Annotated in this window: 14 protein-coding genes; 4 read left to right on the top strand and 10 right to left on the bottom strand. The window is 73.3% G+C overall.

The genetic code is table 11. From position 1 onward, the window contains the following. Window positions 1–90: 90 nt before the first annotated feature. The 5 genes from ET471_RS09525 to ET471_RS09505 are packed head-to-tail and all read right to left on the bottom strand — an operon-like array spanning window position 91 to window position 5,724. The gene (locus tag ET471_RS09525) at window positions 91–2,133 is read right to left on the bottom strand and encodes an FAD-dependent oxidoreductase (RefSeq protein WP_129187797.1); all 2,043 of its coding nucleotides are present in this window, start codon (window positions 2,131–2,133) and stop codon (window positions 91–93) included. 14 nt (window positions 2,134–2,147) lie between these two features. Continuing rightward, window positions 2,148–2,927, bottom strand: a complete 780-nt coding sequence (locus ET471_RS09520) for a 3-ketoacyl-ACP reductase (RefSeq protein ID WP_129187795.1) — start codon at window positions 2,925–2,927, stop codon at window positions 2,148–2,150. After that, complete coding sequence (locus ET471_RS09515; protein ID WP_129187793.1) at window positions 2,927–3,730, bottom strand: ABC transporter ATP-binding protein; 804 nt, start codon at window positions 3,728–3,730, stop codon at window positions 2,927–2,929. The genes ET471_RS09520 and ET471_RS09515 overlap by 1 nt, the downstream gene beginning before the upstream one ends. Before the next feature lie 41 nt (window positions 3,731–3,771). After that, window positions 3,772–4,806, bottom strand: coding sequence for an ABC transporter substrate-binding protein (locus tag ET471_RS09510; protein WP_129187791.1), 1,035 nt, complete (start codon window positions 4,804–4,806; stop codon window positions 3,772–3,774). Between the two features lie 36 nt (window positions 4,807–4,842). Continuing rightward, window positions 4,843–5,724 carry an ABC transporter permease gene (locus tag ET471_RS09505; RefSeq protein ID WP_129187789.1) on the bottom strand — a complete coding sequence of 294 codons (882 nt, stop codon included), beginning with the start codon at window positions 5,722–5,724 and terminating at the stop codon, window positions 4,843–4,845. Window positions 5,725–5,888: 164 nt separating this feature from the next. Between ET471_RS09505 and ET471_RS09500 the strand changes: the two genes are divergently transcribed. From ET471_RS09500 to ET471_RS09485, 4 genes are read left to right on the top strand one after another with little or no spacing between them, the layout of a single operon-like run. After that, entirely contained in the window at window positions 5,889–7,061 is a 1,173-nt protein-coding gene (locus ET471_RS09500; protein ID WP_242496222.1) for a Gfo/Idh/MocA family protein, read from the top strand. Between the two features lie 2 nt (window positions 7,062–7,063). Continuing rightward, the gene (locus ET471_RS09495; RefSeq protein ID WP_129187785.1) at window positions 7,064–7,858 is read left to right on the top strand and encodes a (Fe-S)-binding protein; all 795 of its coding nucleotides are present in this window, start codon (window positions 7,064–7,066) and stop codon (window positions 7,856–7,858) included. Then, the gene (locus ET471_RS09490) at window positions 7,855–9,393 is read left to right on the top strand and encodes a lactate utilization protein B (protein ID WP_129187783.1); all 1,539 of its coding nucleotides are present in this window, start codon (window positions 7,855–7,857) and stop codon (window positions 9,391–9,393) included. Before ET471_RS09495 ends, ET471_RS09490 begins: the two co-directional genes overlap by 4 nt. After that, window positions 9,390–10,040, top strand: a complete 651-nt coding sequence (locus ET471_RS09485; protein WP_129187781.1) for a LutC/YkgG family protein — start codon at window positions 9,390–9,392, stop codon at window positions 10,038–10,040. The genes ET471_RS09490 and ET471_RS09485 overlap by 4 nt, the downstream gene beginning before the upstream one ends. Window positions 10,041–10,107: 67 nt before the next feature. On the opposite strand, the gene ET471_RS09480 is transcribed toward ET471_RS09485, so the two are convergent. The 5 genes from ET471_RS09480 to ET471_RS09460 form a co-directional block, all read right to left on the bottom strand. Further along, the gene (locus tag ET471_RS09480) at window positions 10,108–12,465 is read right to left on the bottom strand and encodes a rhamnogalacturonan lyase (RefSeq protein ID WP_129187779.1); all 2,358 of its coding nucleotides are present in this window, start codon (window positions 12,463–12,465) and stop codon (window positions 10,108–10,110) included. A gap of 144 nt (window positions 12,466–12,609) precedes the next feature. Further along, window positions 12,610–13,632: a LacI family DNA-binding transcriptional regulator gene (locus ET471_RS09475; protein ID WP_129187777.1), complete on the bottom strand. Its 1,023-nt coding sequence runs from the start codon at window positions 13,630–13,632 to the stop codon at window positions 12,610–12,612. Between the two features lie 137 nt (window positions 13,633–13,769). Beyond that, window positions 13,770–15,824, bottom strand: a complete 2,055-nt coding sequence (locus ET471_RS09470; RefSeq protein WP_129187775.1) for a bifunctional aldolase/short-chain dehydrogenase — start codon at window positions 15,822–15,824, stop codon at window positions 13,770–13,772. Window positions 15,825–15,860: 36 nt separating this feature from the next. Further along, complete coding sequence (rhaI, locus tag ET471_RS09465; RefSeq protein ID WP_129187773.1) at window positions 15,861–17,027, bottom strand: L-rhamnose isomerase; 1,167 nt, start codon at window positions 17,025–17,027, stop codon at window positions 15,861–15,863. Continuing rightward, entirely contained in the window at window positions 17,024–17,401 is a 378-nt protein-coding gene (locus ET471_RS09460) for an L-rhamnose mutarotase (protein WP_165350463.1), read from the bottom strand. The genes rhaI and ET471_RS09460 overlap by 4 nt, the downstream gene beginning before the upstream one ends. Window positions 17,402–17,432 lie beyond the last annotated feature (31 nt).

Here is a 17,432-nt window from a genome sequence, read left to right as displayed (position 1 = left end):
GTTCCCTCCCTTTCGATGTCGTACTTCCTTGCGTTCCGGGCTCCGTACCGCAAGGAGGTACGACATCGAAAGGGAGGAGGAGGGGGAGGGTCAGCCGACGTTGCCGTGCTCGCGGAAGTCCCGCCAGACGTTCTCGAAGAAGTCGTCGCCCGACGGGATCGGCCGGCGCGGGCGCCACGCGAACGTCACCTTCCCCGCGCCGTCGTCCGGGGTGAAGGCGACCTCCTGGACGACGTCGTCGAGCGCGCCGCCGTCGAGCGCGAACCGGAACTCCTCCGGCAGGTCGAGCTCGGCGGCGGCGGCGGGGCCGTGGCCCGCGCGCGGCAGGGCGCCGGCCGGGTCGGTGTAGAGCACCGAGCCGCGCGACCGGCCGCCGTGGGCCACGTAGTCGGCCATGGCGGAGAGGTACACGTACGCGCTGGTCAGGATGTCGCGCACCAGGAACGTCCGGTTGACCGCGCGGCGTGAGCCGCCGTCCGCCGTGATGAGCGCCGGGTAGGCGGCGAGCCAGGAACGCACCTGGTCGAGGGCCTCGTGGATCGACGCGGCGGACCGCACCGGGCCCGCCTTGGCGCTCATGAGGTCCTGGACCGCGCGCAGCAGCTCGCCCGTGTTGTCGGGCGTGCCCGACGCCGCCCGCCCGGTGGCCGCGGCCGTCAGGTCGAGGGCCCCGGCGAGCACCGGCGTCGTGGCGGCGGTGAACGCGTCGTCGTCGAGCGGCGCCTGCGTGCGGCGGGCGGCGACGTACTGCGCGGCCCGCGTCGCACCGACCTGGCCCGAGTTGAGCGCGGCCCCGCCCGGGCGGTAGACGCCGTGCGCTCCCCCGGCCTCGCCGACCGGGAAGAACCCGGCCACGTTGGACTGCCACCAGGCGTCGACGACGAGGCCGCCGTTGTTGTGCTGGGCGCACACGTCGACCTCGAGGAGCTGCTTCTCCAGGTCCACGTACGGGTTCTTGTCCCGGTAGAACTGGTACGCGGGCTCGTTCATGTGCCGCAGCCGCTCGACCGGGGTGCCGAACAGCACGCCCGCGCGGTCGAGGTACGCGTACGCCTCGGGGCTCAGCGCGGAGGGGTCGAACTCGTCGCGCACGGGGTTGCGGCGGAAGTCGAGCCACACGCGGCGCCCGCGCAGCACCGTCTCGCGGTAGACGAGCAGGTCGACGAGCGAGGACCCGTCGCCCGCCTTCCGGATGTCGAACGGCCACTGGTAGCCCTTGAGGAACACCAGGGACAGCAGGCGCCCGTAGTCCGGGATCGCCTCGGTGAGGAACTCGCGCTCGTCGCCGCCGTCGGCGTCCGTGGACACGAACCGCGGGATGACCTGCATGTACGTGCCCGAGACGTTCCACCGCGGGCGGGTGGAGGCGAGCCCGAACTGCCACTCGGTGAGGTTCTTGCCGTGCACGCCCGCGCGGTACGCGGCGCCCGAGGCGCCCCACTGCCCGTTCGGGAACACGCGCGTGGCGTACATGCCGGCGGGGCCGCCCGTCGCGTAGACGAGGTTGGTGCACCGCAGCAGCAGCCACGGGCTGGCCGCGCCGTCGTGCGGGACGTCGGTGCGCAGCACGAGCAGGCCGGCCACCTCCCGCCCGCCGTCGGCGTCCGGCACGGTCACGACGTCGACGACGCGGCACTCGTCGAGCACGCGCACGCCGTCGCGCTGCACGCGCGCCTCGAGGCGCTCGACCATGGTGCGCGACGTGTACGGGCCCACGGACGTGGCCCGCTGGCGGGGGTCGTGGTCGGTCTTGTAGCCGACGAACTCCCCGAACCGGTTCTGCGGGAACGGCACGCCCAGGTCCACGAGGTGCAGGAACGCGCGCGCCGAGAGCGCCGCCTCCGCGAGGGCGTTGTCGCCGTCCATGGCACCGCCCGCGAAGAGCGTCTGCGCCATCTCGCGCACGGAGTCCGGCTCCTCGCCCGAGAGCGTGAGCTTGTAGTACGTCTGCTTGTCGGACCCCGCGTTGCGGCTCGCGCCCGCGTGGACCTTGTCGGCCACCATGACGACGTCGGGCTGGCCGAGCTGGACCAGGCGCGCGGCCGCGCAGTACCCGGCAGACCCGGTGCCGACGACGACGGTGTTGGCGGTGACGACCGGGACGTCGTGCCCCGCGATGCGCATCGTGGACATCACAGCACCGGACATCACAACACCGGGACGTGCAGGCCGCCGTCGACGTGGAAGACCTCGCCCGTCGAGTACGGCGTCTGGCCCGACGCGAGCAGCGCGACGGCGCCCGCGACGTCGGACGGGCGGCCCCAGCGGGCGATGGGCACGTTGCCGTCGGCGAAGAACCTGTCGTACCTGGCGCTCACGCCGGCGGTCATGTCGGTGGCGACGATGCCGGGGCGCACCTCGTAGACCACGATCCCCTCAGGGGCCAGGCGGACGGCCCACAGCTGCGTGGCCATGCCGACCCCGGCCTTGGAGATGCAGTACTCGCCGCGGTTGACGGAGACGGTCGTCGCGGAGATCGACGAGACGTTGACGACGGTCGCCACGGGGCGGTCGTCGGGGATCTCGTCCCGCAGCGCGACGACCCGGTTCGCGAACGCCTGGGTGAGGAAGTACGGCCCGCGCAGGTTGATGCCGAGCACGCGGTCGAACTCCTCGGGGGCGGCCTCCAGGAGGTCGGTGCGCACGGACGGGCCCACCCCGGCGTTGTTGACCAGCAGGTCGAGGCGGCCCCACGCGTCCACGGCGTCGTCGACGAACCGGGCGTGGGTGGCGAGGTCGGCCACCGACCCTTGGACGTAGCGCACAAGGGCGTCCGAGCCTGCGAGCTCGCGCAGCTCGGCGAGCACCTCGGCGGGCTCCTCGCGCGTGGCGAGGATGGACACGGCGAACCCGTCGGCGACGAGGCGCCGGCTGATGCCGAGCCCGATCCCTCGGTTGCCTCCGGTGACGAGGGCGACCCGCGTCATCAGTCACCCCCGAGCGGCGAGCCGAGCAGCTCACGGACGCGCTGGGACGTCTTCTGGAACGCCGGGGCGGCGAGCGACGCGGCGTAGTCCCGCTCGGCCGGCAGGTCGACGGGGAGCTCCTCGATGACCGTGCCGGGCCGCGGGCCCATCGCGAGCACCCGGTGGCCGAGGTACACGGCCTCGGCGACGGAGTGCGTCACCAGGAGCACGGTCACGCCCGTCTCTCGGCACACGCGGTGCAGCTCGACGTTCATGCGCTCGCGCGTCAGCGCGTCCAGCGCTCCGAACGGCTCGTCCATGAGCAGGACGTCGGGCTCGTGCAGCAGCGCGCGGCACAGCGACACGCGCTGCTGCATGCCGCCGGACAGCTCGTGCGGCATCGCGCCCTCGAACCCGCTCAGGCCGGTCATCTCGATGAGCTCCGCGCAGCGACGCCGCGCCTGGCCCGGGTCCATCCCGCGCATCTCACCCTGCAGCAGGATGTTCCCCTCTGCCGTGCGCCAGTCGAGCAGGGCCGCCCGCTGGAAGACGTACCCGATGTCCCGCCGCGGGCCTGCCACGGTCTCGCCGCGCAGGCGCACCGCGCCCGTCGTCGGACGTACGAGGCCCGCCACCACCTTGAGCAGGGTGGACTTGCCGCACCCCGACGGGCCGACGATCGAGACGAACTCCCCCTGGCGGACGGCCAGGTTCACCTCGCCCAGCGCGTTCGTCGAGGTCCGCTTCGACCGGAACGTCACCGAGACGCCGTCGATCGACACGATCACGTCCGTCGCGACCCGTGGGGCTGTCGTCACCGTCATCTCTCTCCTCCGTGTTCCTGCTCTGTGTGCGTGCGCGAGGCTCAGCCCGCCGGGGCGAACGAGGCGTCGAAGTAGTCGTCGGCGGACGTACCGCCCTTGATCAGGCCCGCCTTCGAGAGCACGTCGAGGGTGTTCTGCCAGTCGGCCGGGTCGTTGACGCCGGGCGCCTTGCCCTCCGTGGCGTCCGTGTGCAGCAGCGTGGTGGTCTGCTTCCACTGCTCGAGCAGCACGTCCTCGGCCGGCATCTGCGGGTCCTTGCCCGCCATCGCGGCGACGGCGGCCTCCGGGTCGGCCGCGGCCGCGGCGAACGCCTCCGACGTCGCGGCGACCATCTCGCGCACCAGGTCGGCGTGGTCCCCGATGGTCGACGACGTCGCGAGCAGGCCGTTGCTGTAGAAGGTCAGCCCGGCGTCGGAATAGCGCAGGTAGCGGACCTCGCGCCCGCTCTTGGCCGCGACGGTCGGGCCCTGGTCGTGGGCGAAGCCGATGAGGCCGTCGACCTTGCCGGTGAGCATCGCGGAGATCTTCCCGGCGGCGTCGAGGTTCTGCTGCGTGACGTCGTCCGGTCCGAGGCCGGCGGCCTCGAGGTACATGGGGAACGTCGTCGTCGGGGCGTCGCCGGCGGAGACGGCGATCGTCTTGCCGCGCAGGTCGGCGGGCGTCTCGATCCCCGAGTCGGCGAACACCTGCACGGACGACGGGGTGGTCTGGAGGAACACGCCGACGCTCTTCACGTCCACGCCCTTGTCCACGTTGGCGAGCAGGGCGGGCGTGTCCGCCCAGCCAAAGTCCACCTGGCCGGCACCGACGGCCTGGATGGTCTTGGTGGACCCCTGCCCGGCCTCGATCGTCAGGTCGATGCCGTGCTCGGCGAAGATGCCCTTCTCGACGCCGTAGTAGAACGGCGCGTGCTCGCCGTACGGGTACCAGTTGAGCATGAGCGTCACAGGCTGGCTCGCGGCGCCCGCGCCGCCGCTCGGAGCGGTGGCTTGCGCGTTGCTGCCGGAGGCGCACCCGGCGAGCGCGAGCGCGCTGGCGGCGAGCGCCACGACGGGAAGGGCGCGGAGGGTCTTCATGGTTCGGTGCTCCTTTGCACGGGATGACGGGACGGCTCAGGCGCCGACGAGGGTGGTGGTTCCTCCGCCGGCACCGCGCCGGGAGGGGTGCCAGCCGATCAGGAACCGCTCGGCGACCTCGATCGCGAGGAACAGCACGATCCCCAGCAGCGACATGATGAGAAGGGCGGCGAACAGCATCGCCGTGTCGATGTTGCCGTTGGCCTGCAGGATGACGAAGCCCAGGCCTTCGTTGCCACCGACGAACTCGCCGACCACGGCGCCGGTGACGGCGAGGGTCGCGGCGACCTTGAGCCCCGAGAGCAGCTGCGGGAGGGACGCCGGGAGCATGACCTTGACGAAGGTCTTGACCTTGCTCGCGCCCATCGTGGACGTCAGCTCGAGGATCTCGGGGTCGACCGAGCGCAGCCCGGCCAGACCGGAGATGACGACGGGGAAGAAGGCCATGAGCACGGCGACGGTGATCTTCGGCGCGGCACCGAAGCCGAGCCAGACCACGAAGAGCGGTGCGATCGCGATCTTGGGGACGACCTGGGCGACCAGGATGATCGGGTACACGGTCTTCTCGGTCCGCGGCGAGTAGGCCATGACGACGGCCACGAGCTCCCCGACGACGACGGCGAGCACGAAGCCGACCAGCGTCTCGCTCGCGGTGACCCACGTGTTCTGGGCCAGGTAGGAGGCGTTGCCGGTCAGCGCCTGCCAGGTGTCCGCCGGGGACGGCAGCACGTAGGGAGCGAACCATCCCTGCCCGGTCACGAGCCACCAGAGCACCAGGGCGACGCCGACGAGCGCCGTCGGCCGCCACGCGGCGGTCCAGAGCCTGGTTGCCGCGCCCGGCGCCGACCTCGCCCTCCGGGAGTCCGTCGTCGATCGCCCGGACGTGCCGGTCACCAGCTGCGACGTCGATGTCGCCATGGGTCCTCCTCGCCATCGAGGTTTCGTACGGATTGGAATGCGCTTTCCAGACCGTAGGGGTCGCGGTCGCCGCGGTCAAGTCGCCCACGCCCCGACGGCAAGCGCTTTCCGTCGGGGTACGCTGCGCGTCGCAGGCATGCCGAGAAGCGCGAGGGAGCGTCGTGGTGACACAGGACAGCAGGGCACGGCTGAACGTCGCGATCGTCGGCGCGGGCGGTGTCGCCCACCTGCACGCGCAGGCGCTGGCCGCCGACCCCCGCGTGGTCCTCGTCGCCGTCGCCGAGCCCGACGCCGCCCGCCGGGCCGCGTTCGCCGAGCGCTACGCCGTCCCGCGCGCGTACGCGAGCCACGAGGAGCTGCTCGCCGCCGAGGCGCTCGACCTCGTGCACCTGTGCACCCCGCCCGGCGCCCACCGCGAGCAGGCGCTCGCCGCCTTCGCCGCGGGCGCCGACGTGCTGTGCGAGAAGCCGCCCGCCCTCTCGCTCGCCGACCTCGACGCCATGGAGGCCGCCGCCGCGGCCGCCGGCCGCCGGTTCGGGGTCACGTTCCAGCAGCGCACCGGCACCGCCGCCGGGCACGTCAAGCGCCTGCTCGACGACGGTGCGCTCGGCCGCCCGCTGCTCGCCCAGTGCCAGACGCTGTGGCACCGCGACGCCGCCTACTACGCCGTCGACTGGCGGGGCACGTGGGCCGGCGAGGGCGGCGGGACGACGTTCGGCCACGGCATCCACCAGCTCGACCTGCTCGCCTACCTGCTCGGCGACTGGGCCGAGGTGGACGCACGCCTGTGGCGGCTCGCGCGCGACATCGAGCTCGAGGACGTCTCGACCGCCACCCTGCGGTTCGCCGACGGCGTCGTCGCGCAGGCCGTGTCCAGCGTGCTGAGCCCGCGCGAGACGTCCGTCGTCCGCATCGACTGCGAGCTCGCCACCGTCGAGGTCGAGCACCTCTACGGGCACGGCGCCGCGCACTGGCGCATCACGCCGGCGCCCGGGGTGCCCGACGACGTCGCCGCGTCCTGGGCCCTCCCTACCGACGACGAGCCCAGCGGGCACACGCCGCTGGTGCGCGCCGTCGTCGACGCCGTCTGGGCCGGCACGCCGCTGCCCGACGTCGCGACGCACGCGCGCCGGCCGCTCGAGATCGTGACCGCGATCTACGCCTCGGCCACGTACGGCACGCCGGTCACCCCGGCCGACCTGCGCGGCGACGCGCGGTTCCGCGCATCGCTCGCGGCGGAGGTCACCGACCTGCGAGCATCGGACCACGCCGACCTGCGAGCATCGGACCACGCCGACCTGCGAGCATCGGACCCCACCGACGACGGGAAGGAGTGACCGTGCGCATCGCGCTGGCCGCGACCTGCATCGCCGACACCCTCTTCCCCGCCGCGCCCCAGGCGGTGGTGCGCCTGCTGGAGAGGCTCGGCCACGAGGTCGTGTTCCCCGCCCAGCAGGCCTGCTGCGGGCAGATGCACGTCAACAGCGGGTACGTGGCGGAGGCCGTCCCCGTCGTCCGGAACTTCGTGCAGACGTTCGCGCCCGTCGCCGACGACGCGTGGGACGCCGTCGTCATCCCGTCCGGGTCGTGCACCGGGTCGGTGCGCCACCAGCAGGCGGCGGTCGCGCGCCGCGCCGGGCTGGACGACCTCGCGGCCACCGCGACGGCCGTCGCCGCGCGCACGTACGAGCTCTCCGAGCTGCTCGTCGACGTGCTCGGCGTGACCGACGTCGGCGCCTGGTTCCCCCACCGCGTCACCTACCACCCCACGTGCCACTCGCTGCGGATGATCGGCGTCGGCGAGAAGCCGCTGCGCCTGCTGCGGGCGGTCGAGGACATCGACCTCGCCGAGCTGCCCCGCGCCGACAGCTGCTGCGGGTTCGGGGGCACGTTCGCCCTGAAGAACGCCGACGTCTCCGCCGCGATGCTCGCCGACAAGACGGCGAACGTGCGCTCGACGGCGGCGGACGTGCTCACGGCCGGCGACATGTCGTGCCTGATGCACATCGGCGGCGGGCTCTCCCGGCAGCGGGCTGGCGTCGGGGCCATGCACCTGGCCGAGATCCTGGCCTCCACACGCGAGCACCCCACGCCGCTGCCCGAGGGGACGTTCTCGCAGGTGAGCGTCGCATGAGCACGTTCCTCGGGCTGCCCCGGCGGCGGACGGCCGACAAGCCGTTCGGCCCGCTCCCCCACCCGCAGGAGCCCCTGCGGTGGGGCGACGCGTTCCCCACGGCCGCCAAGGCCGCGCTCGCCAACACGCAGCTGCGCGGCAACCTGGCCCGCGCGACGACGACGATCCGCGACAAGCGGGCCCGCGTCGTCGGCGAGGTGCCGGACTGGGAGGCGCTGCGCGACGCCGGGTCGGCCCTCAAGCAGCAGGTCCTCGCGGCGCTGCCCGAGCTGCTGGAGCGGCTCGAGGCGTCCGTGACGGCCTGCGGCGGCGTCGTGCACTGGGCGCGCGACGCCGCGGAGGCCAACGAGATCGTCGCCGGGATCGTCGCGGCGAAGGGCGTCGACGAGGTCGTCAAGGTCAAGTCGATGGCCACGCAGGAGATCGGGCTCAACGAGGCCCTGGCCGAGCGCGGCGTCGCCGCCGTCGAGACCGACCTCGCCGAGCTCATCGTGCAGCTCGCCGACGACATGCCCTCGCACTTCCTGGTGCCCGCGATCCACCGCAACCGCAGCGAGATCCGCGACATCTTCCTGGCCCGCATGGCCGACGCACCCGCGGACCTGAGCGACGTGCCGCGCGAGCTCGCGACGGCGGCCCGCGCGCACCTGCGCCGCAAGTTCCTCACCGCGAAGGTGGCGATCTCGGGCGCGAACTTCGCTGCCGTGGACACGGGCACCGTGGGCGTCGTCGAGTCCGAGGGCAACGGACGCATGTGCCTCACGCTGCCCGAGACGCTCGTGACGGTCATGGGCATCGAGAAGCTCGTGCCCGCCTTCGAGGACCTCGAGGTGTTCCTGCAGCTGCTGCCGCGCTCGTCCACGGGCGAGCGCATGAACCCCTACACGTCGCTCTGGACGGGCGTGACCCCGGGCGACGGCCCGCAGGAGTTCCACCTGGTCCTGCTCGACAACGGCCGCACGAAGGTGCTCGCCGACGAGGTGGGCCGGGCCGCGCTGCACTGCATCCGCTGCTCCGCGTGCCTCAACGTGTGCCCCGTGTACGAGCGCGTCGGCGGCCACGCGTACGGGTCGGTGTACCCGGGCCCCATCGGCGCGATCCTCACGCCGCAGCTCACCGGCCCCGGCACCGCCGGCGCGGGCCACGACGACCCCAACGCCTCGCTCCCCTTCGCCTCGACGCTGTGCGGCGCCTGCTACGAGGTGTGCCCCGTCAAGATCGACATCCCGTCGATCCTCGTGGAGCTGCGCGCCCGCGAGGTCGACGCGGACCGCGGTCGCCGCGCCGACCCGATGGCGGCCGCGATGAAGGTCGCCTCGTGGGCGATGTCCGACGCGGGACGGTTCGCCCGCGCGGAGCGCGTCGCGGCGCTGACCCACGGGCTCGGCGGGGCCGACCACGTGGTCCGGCGGCTGCCGTTCCCGGGGTCGCTGTGGACGGGGTCCCGGGACCTTCCCGTGCCGGCCGCCCAGTCGTTCCGGCAGTGGTGGGCGCGGACCCACCCGGAGTCGAGCTCCGCGAAGGAGGAGTCGTGACCGACGCCCGCTCCGACGTCCTCGCGCGCGTCCGCGTGGCCCTCGGCGAGACGCCCGCCGACGTCGCGGTCCCCCGGGAGTACCGGGTCGCCGGCGCGCACGCGCCCGGCTCGGCCGCAGCGCTCGACCTGCTCGTCGACCGGCTGGTCGACTACAAGGCGCACGTCGTGCGCGTCGCCGCGGCGCAGGCGCCGGAGGCCGTGGGCGAGATCCTCGGCGCGCTGGGCACCGGGCGCCGTCCCCGCGTGGTCGTGCCCGACGGGCTCGACGCCGCGTGGCTCGTCGGCGTCGACGCCGACCTCCTGCCCGACTCGCGCACCGCGCCGCTCAGCCACCTCGAGCTCGACGCCGTCGACGCCGTCGTCACGGCCGCGCGCATCGCCGTCGCGGACACCGGCACGATCGTGCTCGACGGGGAGCCCGACCAGGGCCGCCGGGCGATCTCGCTGCTGCCCGACGTGCACGTGTGCGTGGTGCGCGCCGAGCAGGTGGTGCAGACGGTCCCGGAGGCCGTCCGCGTGCTCGCCGAGCACGCCGAGCGCCCCCAGACGTGGATCTCGGGCCCGAGCGCGACGAGCGACATCGAGCTCGACCGCGTCGAGGGCGTGCACGGGCCCCGGACGCTGCACGTGCTGCTCGTGGGCTGAGAGCCCGCCGACCGGAAAGAGCGGGCCCGCACCTCCCCCGAGGTGCGGGCCCGCTCCGTGCCACGCGTCAGTTGCGGCCGCGGCCCGGCAGGTCGAGCACCGGGATCGGCACCGTCGACCAGTCGGTGTCGGACGCTAGGTAGAAGCCCGGGTACGACGGCTGGTTGTAGACGGTCTGCTGCCGCGCCACCTCGGCGCGGTACTGCGGGTCGTGCATGAGCGTGTAGAGCTTGTGGCTCGTCACGTCCGTGGACAGGTACAGGCGCAGCGCCGACGAGTCCGCGGTGCGCAGGAGCACCTCCTCGCGCCAGTCGCCGAGGATGTCGGCGACGAGCGACGCGTTGCCCTTGGTGCCGTTGTTGGCGAGGGTGCCGGTGAGCACCGTCTGGGCGCCGGTCGCCCAGTCGTCGATGGTCGGCGTCTGCGTGCCGGAGCCGTTGAGGACCTGCGTGGTGCCGTCACCGGCCCAGCGCACCGACTGGTTGGTGCCCGGCGTCGCCGCCGAGAGGATGTTCCAGTCGGAGTCGAGCAGGCCGCTCGCCTCGGTGCCGCCCGGCATGGACGACCACATCTCGATGCCCGGGACGTCGGGGCGGACGTCGCCGATCATGCCGCGGCCCGTGTCGCGGCCGGAGTACACGCCCTGGAGGGTCTCGCCGGTGGCGGCGTCGCGCAGCGAGGTGCCGAACGGGGCGCCCGTAGCGCCCTCGTGGACGTTGAAGATCTCCAGGCCGGGACGGTCCGGCAGGATGTCGGTGACGTGCATGGCGTCGCCGTGGCCGAGGCGCGCCTCGGTGCCCGGGGCCGCGCTGCCCGGCGGCAGCGTGTCGAACGACGAGTAGAGCAGCGAGCCGTCGTCGTCGAGCGTGGCCGAGCCGTAGACGATCTCCTGCCTGCCGTCGCCGTCGACGTCGGCCGCGGAGATCGAGTGGTAGCCCTGCGTGGTGATCGTGCCGTACTCGGGGTCGGTGCCGTCGCGGCCGTGCGGGCTGTCGTTGAACGGGTTCGTCATGGGCGTCCAGCCGGAGTCGACGTACCAGCGCTCGTGCAGGCGCGTGCCGTCCCAGTCGTAGGCGATGACCGTGGTGCGCGTGTAGTAGCCGCGGGCGAAGACCGCCGACGGGTGCTTCCCGTCGAGGTACGCGACGCCCGACAGGAAGCGGTCGACGCGGTTGGCCGGCTCGATGCGGGCCATCGCGTAGTCGCCCCACAGCAGGCCGTCGTCGGTGCGGCCGGGCTTGTAGTCGACGGTCTGCAGCTCGCGGCCCGTCGCGCCCTCGAACACGGTCAGGTACTCGGGGCCGTCGACGACGAACCCGGCGAACTCGTGCAGCTTGTTGTTGACCGAGCGCTGGAGCGCGTACACGTCCATGAAGTAGTCGGTCAGGGCGCGGGCGTCGGCGTCGGACAGCGGGTAGCTGTACTGCGGCGCGATGCCGAACGCCTGCTCGAGCGTGGCCGGCCACTGGCCGGAGACGACCTCGGGCCGCGTGGACCAGCCCTTGAACATCGCGACGACGTGCTCGTAGTACCCGGCGGCCGAGAGGCGGTAGTCGTCGGCGTTCGTCACGCCGGCGGCGACGTCGTCGGCCGGGAGCGTGACGTAGCGCGTCTCGCCCGCGACGCCGTCGTGGTACGGGGTCACCGACGTGCCGGGGGCGGTCTTGACCATGAGCTCGGCCGCGCCGTCGCCGTCGAGGTCGTAGACGGGGAACTGCGTGTAGTGCGCGCCGGCACGGATGTTGACGCCCAGGTCGATACGCCACAGCTGCGTGCCGTCGAGCTCGTACGCGTCGAGGATCTGGTGGCCGGTGTAGCCGCGCTGCGAGACGTCCTTGGAGTTGGACGGGTCCCACTTGACGACGATCTCGTAGGTGCCGTCGCCGTCGAGGTCGGCCACGGAGGCGTCGTTCGCGGAGTAGGAGTACGCCTCGCCCACGGGCGTGACGTCGTCGGCGGGCTTGTTGAGCGGGATGTCGAGCGAGCCGGACGCCCACGGCGTCACGGCGGCGCTCTTGGCTCCTTCGACCTTGCGCGACGACCCGACCCCCTGCCCGTTGTCGACCCGCGCGATGGGCGCCACCTGGTACGACGACGCCGCGGAGCCGTCTGCGTCGAGGTAGTTGGTGGAGTCCGTGACGGTGGCGACCCGGACGCCGTCGCGGTAGACCGCGAAGTCGGCGCCGGCGACGCCGGTCGCGGTGTGCCCGGTGACCTCGGTGCCGAGCAGGCGCCACGAGAGGAACACTCCCGCGTCGGTGCTGGCGGCGACCAGGCCGCGGTCGAGGGCTTCGAGCTGGACCCCCGCCGGGCGGGGGCCGGGGTGGCCGCCCGGCGCGGCGCCGGCGGTGGTGGCGCCGGCCGCAGCGAGGGCGAGCGCGCTCGCCGTCGCCGCGGTCAGTGCCGCTGTCCTGTGGAACCTCATCGCTTCTCCTTGTGCGTCGTTGCGTGGAAAGGCGTGCATCCAGGCGGCGTCCAGCGCTCGCCCGTGAATCGTTACAATGCCACGTTTCGGACTTCATGGAAATCGCTTGCTCTGCCTCATCCGGCGGGCGCAGCGGGGGCGGGGTCAGCGCGCGGCGGTCGACTCGCGCAGCACGACCTGCGCCTCGAGCGGGGCGTCCAGGTGCCGGTGGTCCTCGCCGTCGAGCTCGGCGACCGCCGTGAGCACGGCGCGACGGCCCATCTCCTCGAGCGGCACGCGCACCGTCGTCAGCGCCGGCACGTGGTCGCGCAGCGTCGGGATGTCGTCGAACCCGGCGACCAGGACGTCGTCGGGCACCGCGACGCCGCGCTCGCGCAGGCCCGCGATGAGGCCGATGGCCATGACGTCGGCGACGCCGAAGACGCACAGCCGCTCCGCCGACGCCTGCACGAGCCCCGCGACGGCGCCGGCCGCGCCGTACCCGCCGTCGCGCGAGAACGCGGAGACGGGGACGACGTCGACGCTCCCTCCGGCCGCCTCGACGGTCTGCGCGAACGCCGACACGCGCTCGCGCGGCGTCGCCCACTGCTCCCAGCGGCCCAGCACGACGAAGCGGCGCAGCCCCAGGCCGACGAGCTCGCTCGCGAGCGACGCAGCACCGACGGCGTTCGGGGGCCGCACCGCCCGCACGTCGCCGAGCGGCTGCCCGACCAGCACCGCGCTGCCGCCCGAGGCGACGTAGCGGGCCAGGGCGTCGTCGAGCCCGGAGTCCGCGGCGCCGCGCCGCGTGCCGACGACGACGACGGCGTCCGCGCGGTGCGCGACGAACGCGGCGACGGCCTCGAGCTCGACGGCCGGGTCGCGGTCGGTGGACGCGAGCAGGAGCTGGAGGCCGTGCTCGCGCGCGGCGACCTGCGCCCCGAGCGCGATCGAGGAGAAGTACGGGTCGGAGATGTCCTGCACGACGAGGCCCAGCAGCCCCGTCCGGGACCGCGCGAGCGCCTGCGCCTGCGCGTTGACGACGTAGCCGAGGGCGTCGGCGGCCGTGCGGACGCGCGCGACGAGGTCGGGGCCGGGCTGCCGCGCGGAGCCGTTGAGCACGCGCGACGCCGTCGCGAGCGAGACGCCGGCACGCTCGGCGACGTCCTGGAGCCTGGGGCGCGACATGCCGGGGATCCTATCCGGGAGAGCGCTTGCCGCGGCGCGCGCCCCGCCACGGGCCGTGCCGCGTGGGGTCGCAGGGTCCGGCGCCGCGGTGCCGGGCCCTGCGACCCCGCGCAGGAGGTCGGGGAGCGAGCGGGCGCCTAGCGCAGGAACGCCGCCGCCACCCCCGCGTCGACGGGCACGTGCAGGCCCGTCGTGTGCGAGAAGTCGCTCGTGCACAGCGCGAACGCGGCGTTCGCGATGTGCTCCGGGAGCACCTCGCGCTTGAGCAGGGTGCGCTGCGCGTAGAACTCGCCCAGGTTCTCCTCGGCGACGCCGTAGACCGCGGCACGGTTGGCGCCCCAGCCGCTGGCGAAGATGCCCGACCCGCGCACGACGCCGTCGGGGTTGATGCCGTTGACCTTGATCCCGTACGCGCCGAGCTCGGCGGCGAGCAGGCGCACCTGGTGCGCCTGGTCGGCCTTGGTGGCCGAGTAGGCGATGTTGTTCGGGCCCGCGAACACGGAGTTCTTCGACGAGATGTAGATGATGTCGCCGCCGAGCTTCTGGTCCACGAGGGCCCGGGCGAAGTTCTTCGAGACGAGGAACGAGCCCTTGGCCATGACGTCGTGCTGGAGGTCCCAGTCGGCCTCGGTGGTCTCGAAGAGCGACTTGGACAGCGACAGGCCCGCGTTGTTGACGACGATGTCGACGCCGCCGAACGCGAGCACGGTGTCGGCGAGCGCGGCCCGGACGGCGGCCTCGTCTGCGACGTTCGCGGCGACGCCGATCGCGACGTCCGTGCCCCCGATCTCCGCGGCGACCGCCTGCGCCGTGGCGGCGTCGAGGTCCGCGACGACGACGCACGCGCCCTCGGCCGCGAGCCGCGTCGCGATGGCCTTGCCGATGCCGGACGCGGCGCCCGTGACGAACGCGATGCGCGTGGCGAGCGGCTTGGGCTTCGGGCGACGCTGGAGCTTGGCCTCCTCGAGCGCCCAGTACTCGATGCGGAACTTCTCGGACTCGTCGATGGGCGCGTACGTGGACAGCGCCTCGGCGCCGCGCATGACGTTGACGGCGTTGACGTAGAACTCGCCGGCGACGCGCGCGGTCTGCTTGTCGGCGCCGTAGGAGAACATGCCGACGCCGGGCACGAGCACGATCGCGGGGTCGGCGCCGCGCATCGCGGGCGGCTCCTCGCCGCGGGCGCGCGCCTCGGCGGCCCCGCGCTCGTAGTAGGCGGTGTAGTCGGCGCGGTACGCGTCGTGCAGCTCGGGCAGCCGCCCGACGATCTCCTCGACCGACGCCGTGGCCGGGAGGTCGACGACGAGGGGCTTGACCTTGGTGCGCAGGAAGTGGTCGGGGCAGCTCGTGCCGAGCGCCGCGAGCTCCGGGTGCCGGGCCGCGGCGAGGAACTCCAGGACCACGTCGGCATCGGTGTAGTGGCCGACCTGCGGGTGGTCGGCCGAGGCGACCGCGCGCAGGTGCGGCGCCAGGGCCGCGGCCTTGGCACGGCGCTCGTCCGCGGGGAGCGCCGCGTACCCGGGCAGCGCGGGGCCGAAGGGCTCGGGCCGGCCGTGCTCGTCGATGTGGGCCTGCGCGGTGGCGATGATCCACTGCGACGCGGCCTCGGCCTCGTCGGACGTGTCGCCCCACGCGGTGATCCCGTGGCCACCCAGCACGGTGCCGACGGCCTGCGGGTTGGCCTCCTTGACGGCGGCGATGTCGAGCCCGAGCTGGAAGCCAGGGCGGCGCCAGGGCACCCAGACCACCTTGTCGCCGAAGATCTCCTTGGTGAGGGCCTCGCCGTCGGCGGCCGTCGCGATCGCGATGCCGGCGTCGGGGTGCAGATGGTCGACGTGGGCGGCGTCGACCAGGCCGTGCATGGCCGTGTCGATCGAGGGCGCCGCGCCGCCCTTGCCGAACAGGCAGTGGTCGAACGCGGCCACCATCTCGTCCTCGCGCTCGACGCCCGGGTAGACGCCGACGAGCGAGCGCAGGCGGTCCAGGCGCAGCACGGCCAGGCCCTTCTCGGTGAGCGTGCCGAGGTCGCCGCCGGAGCCCTTGACCCAGACGAGCTCGACGGGCTCGCCCGTGACGGGGTCGGTGTCGGTGCCCTTGGCGGACGTGTTGCCGCCGGCGTAGTTGGTGGTGCGCGGGTCGGCTCCGAGCCGGTTGGACCGGGCGACGAGGTCGGCGACGGCGGGGTGGGTCATGGCGTCTTCGCTCCGAGAGGGGTGGGTCGGGATGGGTCAGGCGCCCCAGGACGCCTGGGTGCCGCCGACGCGCTCGGCGGCGATGCGCTGCTGGTAGCCGGAGGCGGCGTAGGCGGCCATCGGGTCGGCGGGCAGGCCCTTCGTCTCGCGGTAGGCCGCGAGCGCCGGCCGGACGTCGGTCCAGAAGGCGTCCATGACGACCTGGTGCGCGCCGAGCACGTCGCCCGCCTCCTGGGCGGCGGTCAGGGCGTCGCGGTCGAGCAGGAGCACCTTGGCGACGGTCTCCTGGACGTTGAGCACCGAGCGGATCTGGCCGGGGATCTTGTCCTCGATGTTGTGGCACTGGTCGAGCATGAGCGCGACGGGCGAGCCCTCGTCGAGCCCGCCGCCGCGCACCACCTCGGCGAGGATGCGGAAGAGCTGGAACGGGTCGGCGGCGCCGACGATGAGGTCGTCGTCGGCGTAGAAGCGGGAGTTGAAGTCGAACGAGCCGAGCTTCCCGAGGCGCAGCAGCTGGGCCACGATGAACTCGATGTTGGTGCCCGGGGCGTGGTGGCCCGTGTCGAGGCAGACGTACGCCTTCTCGCCGAGGGCGGCCACGTGCGCGTACGACGTGCCCCAGTCCGGGACGTCGGTGTGGTAGAACGCCGGCTCGAAGAACTTGTACTCGAGCACCAGACGCTGGCTCTCGCCGAGGTGGGCGTAGATCTCCGTGAGCGCCTCGTGGAGCAGGTCCTGCCGCAGGCGGATGTCGGCCTGGCCGGGGTAGTTGGAGCCGTCGGCGAGCCAGATCTTCAGGTCGCGCGAGCCCGTCTTGTCCATGATCTCGATGCACTCGAGGTGGTGGTCAACCGCCTGCCGCCGCACGGCGGGGTCGCGGTGGGTCAGGGAGCCGAGCTTGTAGACGTCGTCCTGGAACGTGTTCGAGTTGACGGTGCCGAGCGCGACGCCCTGGTCGGCCGCGTAGGCGCCGAGGGCGGCGTAGTCGTCGACCTTGTCCCACGGGATGTGCAGCGCGACGGTGGGGGCCAGGCCGGTGAGCCGGTGCACGGTGGCGGCGTCGGCGATCTTCTCCTCGGGGGTGCGCGGTGTGCCCGGGGTGGCGAACACCTTGAAGCGCGTGCCGGAGTTGCCGTACGCCCAGGAGGGGACCTCGATCGCCAGCCGGTCGAGGACCGGCACGATCTCGTCGAAGGTGGTCATCGGGCGCCTCGCTCTGCGTCGTCGGAGGCCGCAGCGAGCTGCGTCTCGAGGTGGAAGATCTCCGTCAGCCGGACCATCTGCTCGTCCGGGCCGGCACCGTCGAAGAAGGGTGCCATGGCGGCCTGCCAGCGCGCGTTGACCTCGCGCCCGGCCATGCCGGCCTGGGCGGCGGCGAGGTCGTCGGTCTCCAGGTAGCCGACGACGGCGCCGTCGGGGCTGGTGAAGATCGAGTAGTTCCGCCAGCCGGTCTCGTGCAGGGCACGCAGCATGTCGGGCCACACCGCGGCGTGCGCCGCGGCGTAGTCGGCGAGGCGCTCGGGCGCCACACGGAACTGGAACATCACTCGTCGCACGGTGTGCGGTCCCTTCGTCATCCTCGACGGTGCTGCTTGACGGACATGAATC

Origin of the sequence: Xylanimonas protaetiae (genome assembly GCF_004135385.1) — a bacterium.
In the GTDB taxonomy this organism is placed as follows: domain Bacteria; phylum Actinomycetota; class Actinomycetes; order Actinomycetales; family Cellulomonadaceae; genus Xylanimonas; species Xylanimonas protaetiae.
The sequence above is the reverse complement of the archived record's forward strand: the minus strand, read 5'-3'. Positions and strand labels throughout refer to the sequence as shown.

What these genes read in the sequence shown, in the direction of transcription:
- ET471_RS09525 (WP_129187797.1), bottom strand. Translation starts at nt 2,133, where the DNA reads ATGTCCACGATGCGCATCGCGGGGCACGACGTCCCGGTCGTCACCGCC.
- ET471_RS09520 (WP_129187795.1), bottom strand. Translation starts at nt 2,927, where the DNA reads ATGACGCGGGTCGCCCTCGTCACCGGAGGCAACCGAGGGATCGGGCTC.
- ET471_RS09515 (WP_129187793.1), bottom strand. Translation starts at nt 3,730, where the DNA reads ATGACGGTGACGACAGCCCCACGGGTCGCGACGGACGTGATCGTGTCG.
- ET471_RS09510 (WP_129187791.1), bottom strand. Translation starts at nt 4,806, where the DNA reads ATGAAGACCCTCCGCGCCCTTCCCGTCGTGGCGCTCGCCGCCAGCGCG.
- ET471_RS09505 (WP_129187789.1), bottom strand. Translation starts at nt 5,724, where the DNA reads ATGGCGACATCGACGTCGCAGCTGGTGACCGGCACGTCCGGGCGATCG.
- ET471_RS09490 (WP_129187783.1), top strand. Translation starts at nt 7,855, where the DNA reads ATGAGCACGTTCCTCGGGCTGCCCCGGCGGCGGACGGCCGACAAGCCG.
- ET471_RS09480 (WP_129187779.1), bottom strand. Translation starts at nt 12,465, where the DNA reads ATGAGGTTCCACAGGACAGCGGCACTGACCGCGGCGACGGCGAGCGCG.
- ET471_RS09475 (WP_129187777.1), bottom strand. Translation starts at nt 13,632, where the DNA reads ATGTCGCGCCCCAGGCTCCAGGACGTCGCCGAGCGTGCCGGCGTCTCG.
- ET471_RS09470 (WP_129187775.1), bottom strand. Translation starts at nt 15,824, where the DNA reads ATGACCCACCCCGCCGTCGCCGACCTCGTCGCCCGGTCCAACCGGCTC.
- rhaI (WP_129187773.1), bottom strand. Translation starts at nt 17,027, where the DNA reads ATGACCACCTTCGACGAGATCGTGCCGGTCCTCGACCGGCTGGCGATC.
- ET471_RS09460 (WP_165350463.1), bottom strand. Translation starts at nt 17,401, where the DNA reads ATGACGAAGGGACCGCACACCGTGCGACGAGTGATGTTCCAGTTCCGT.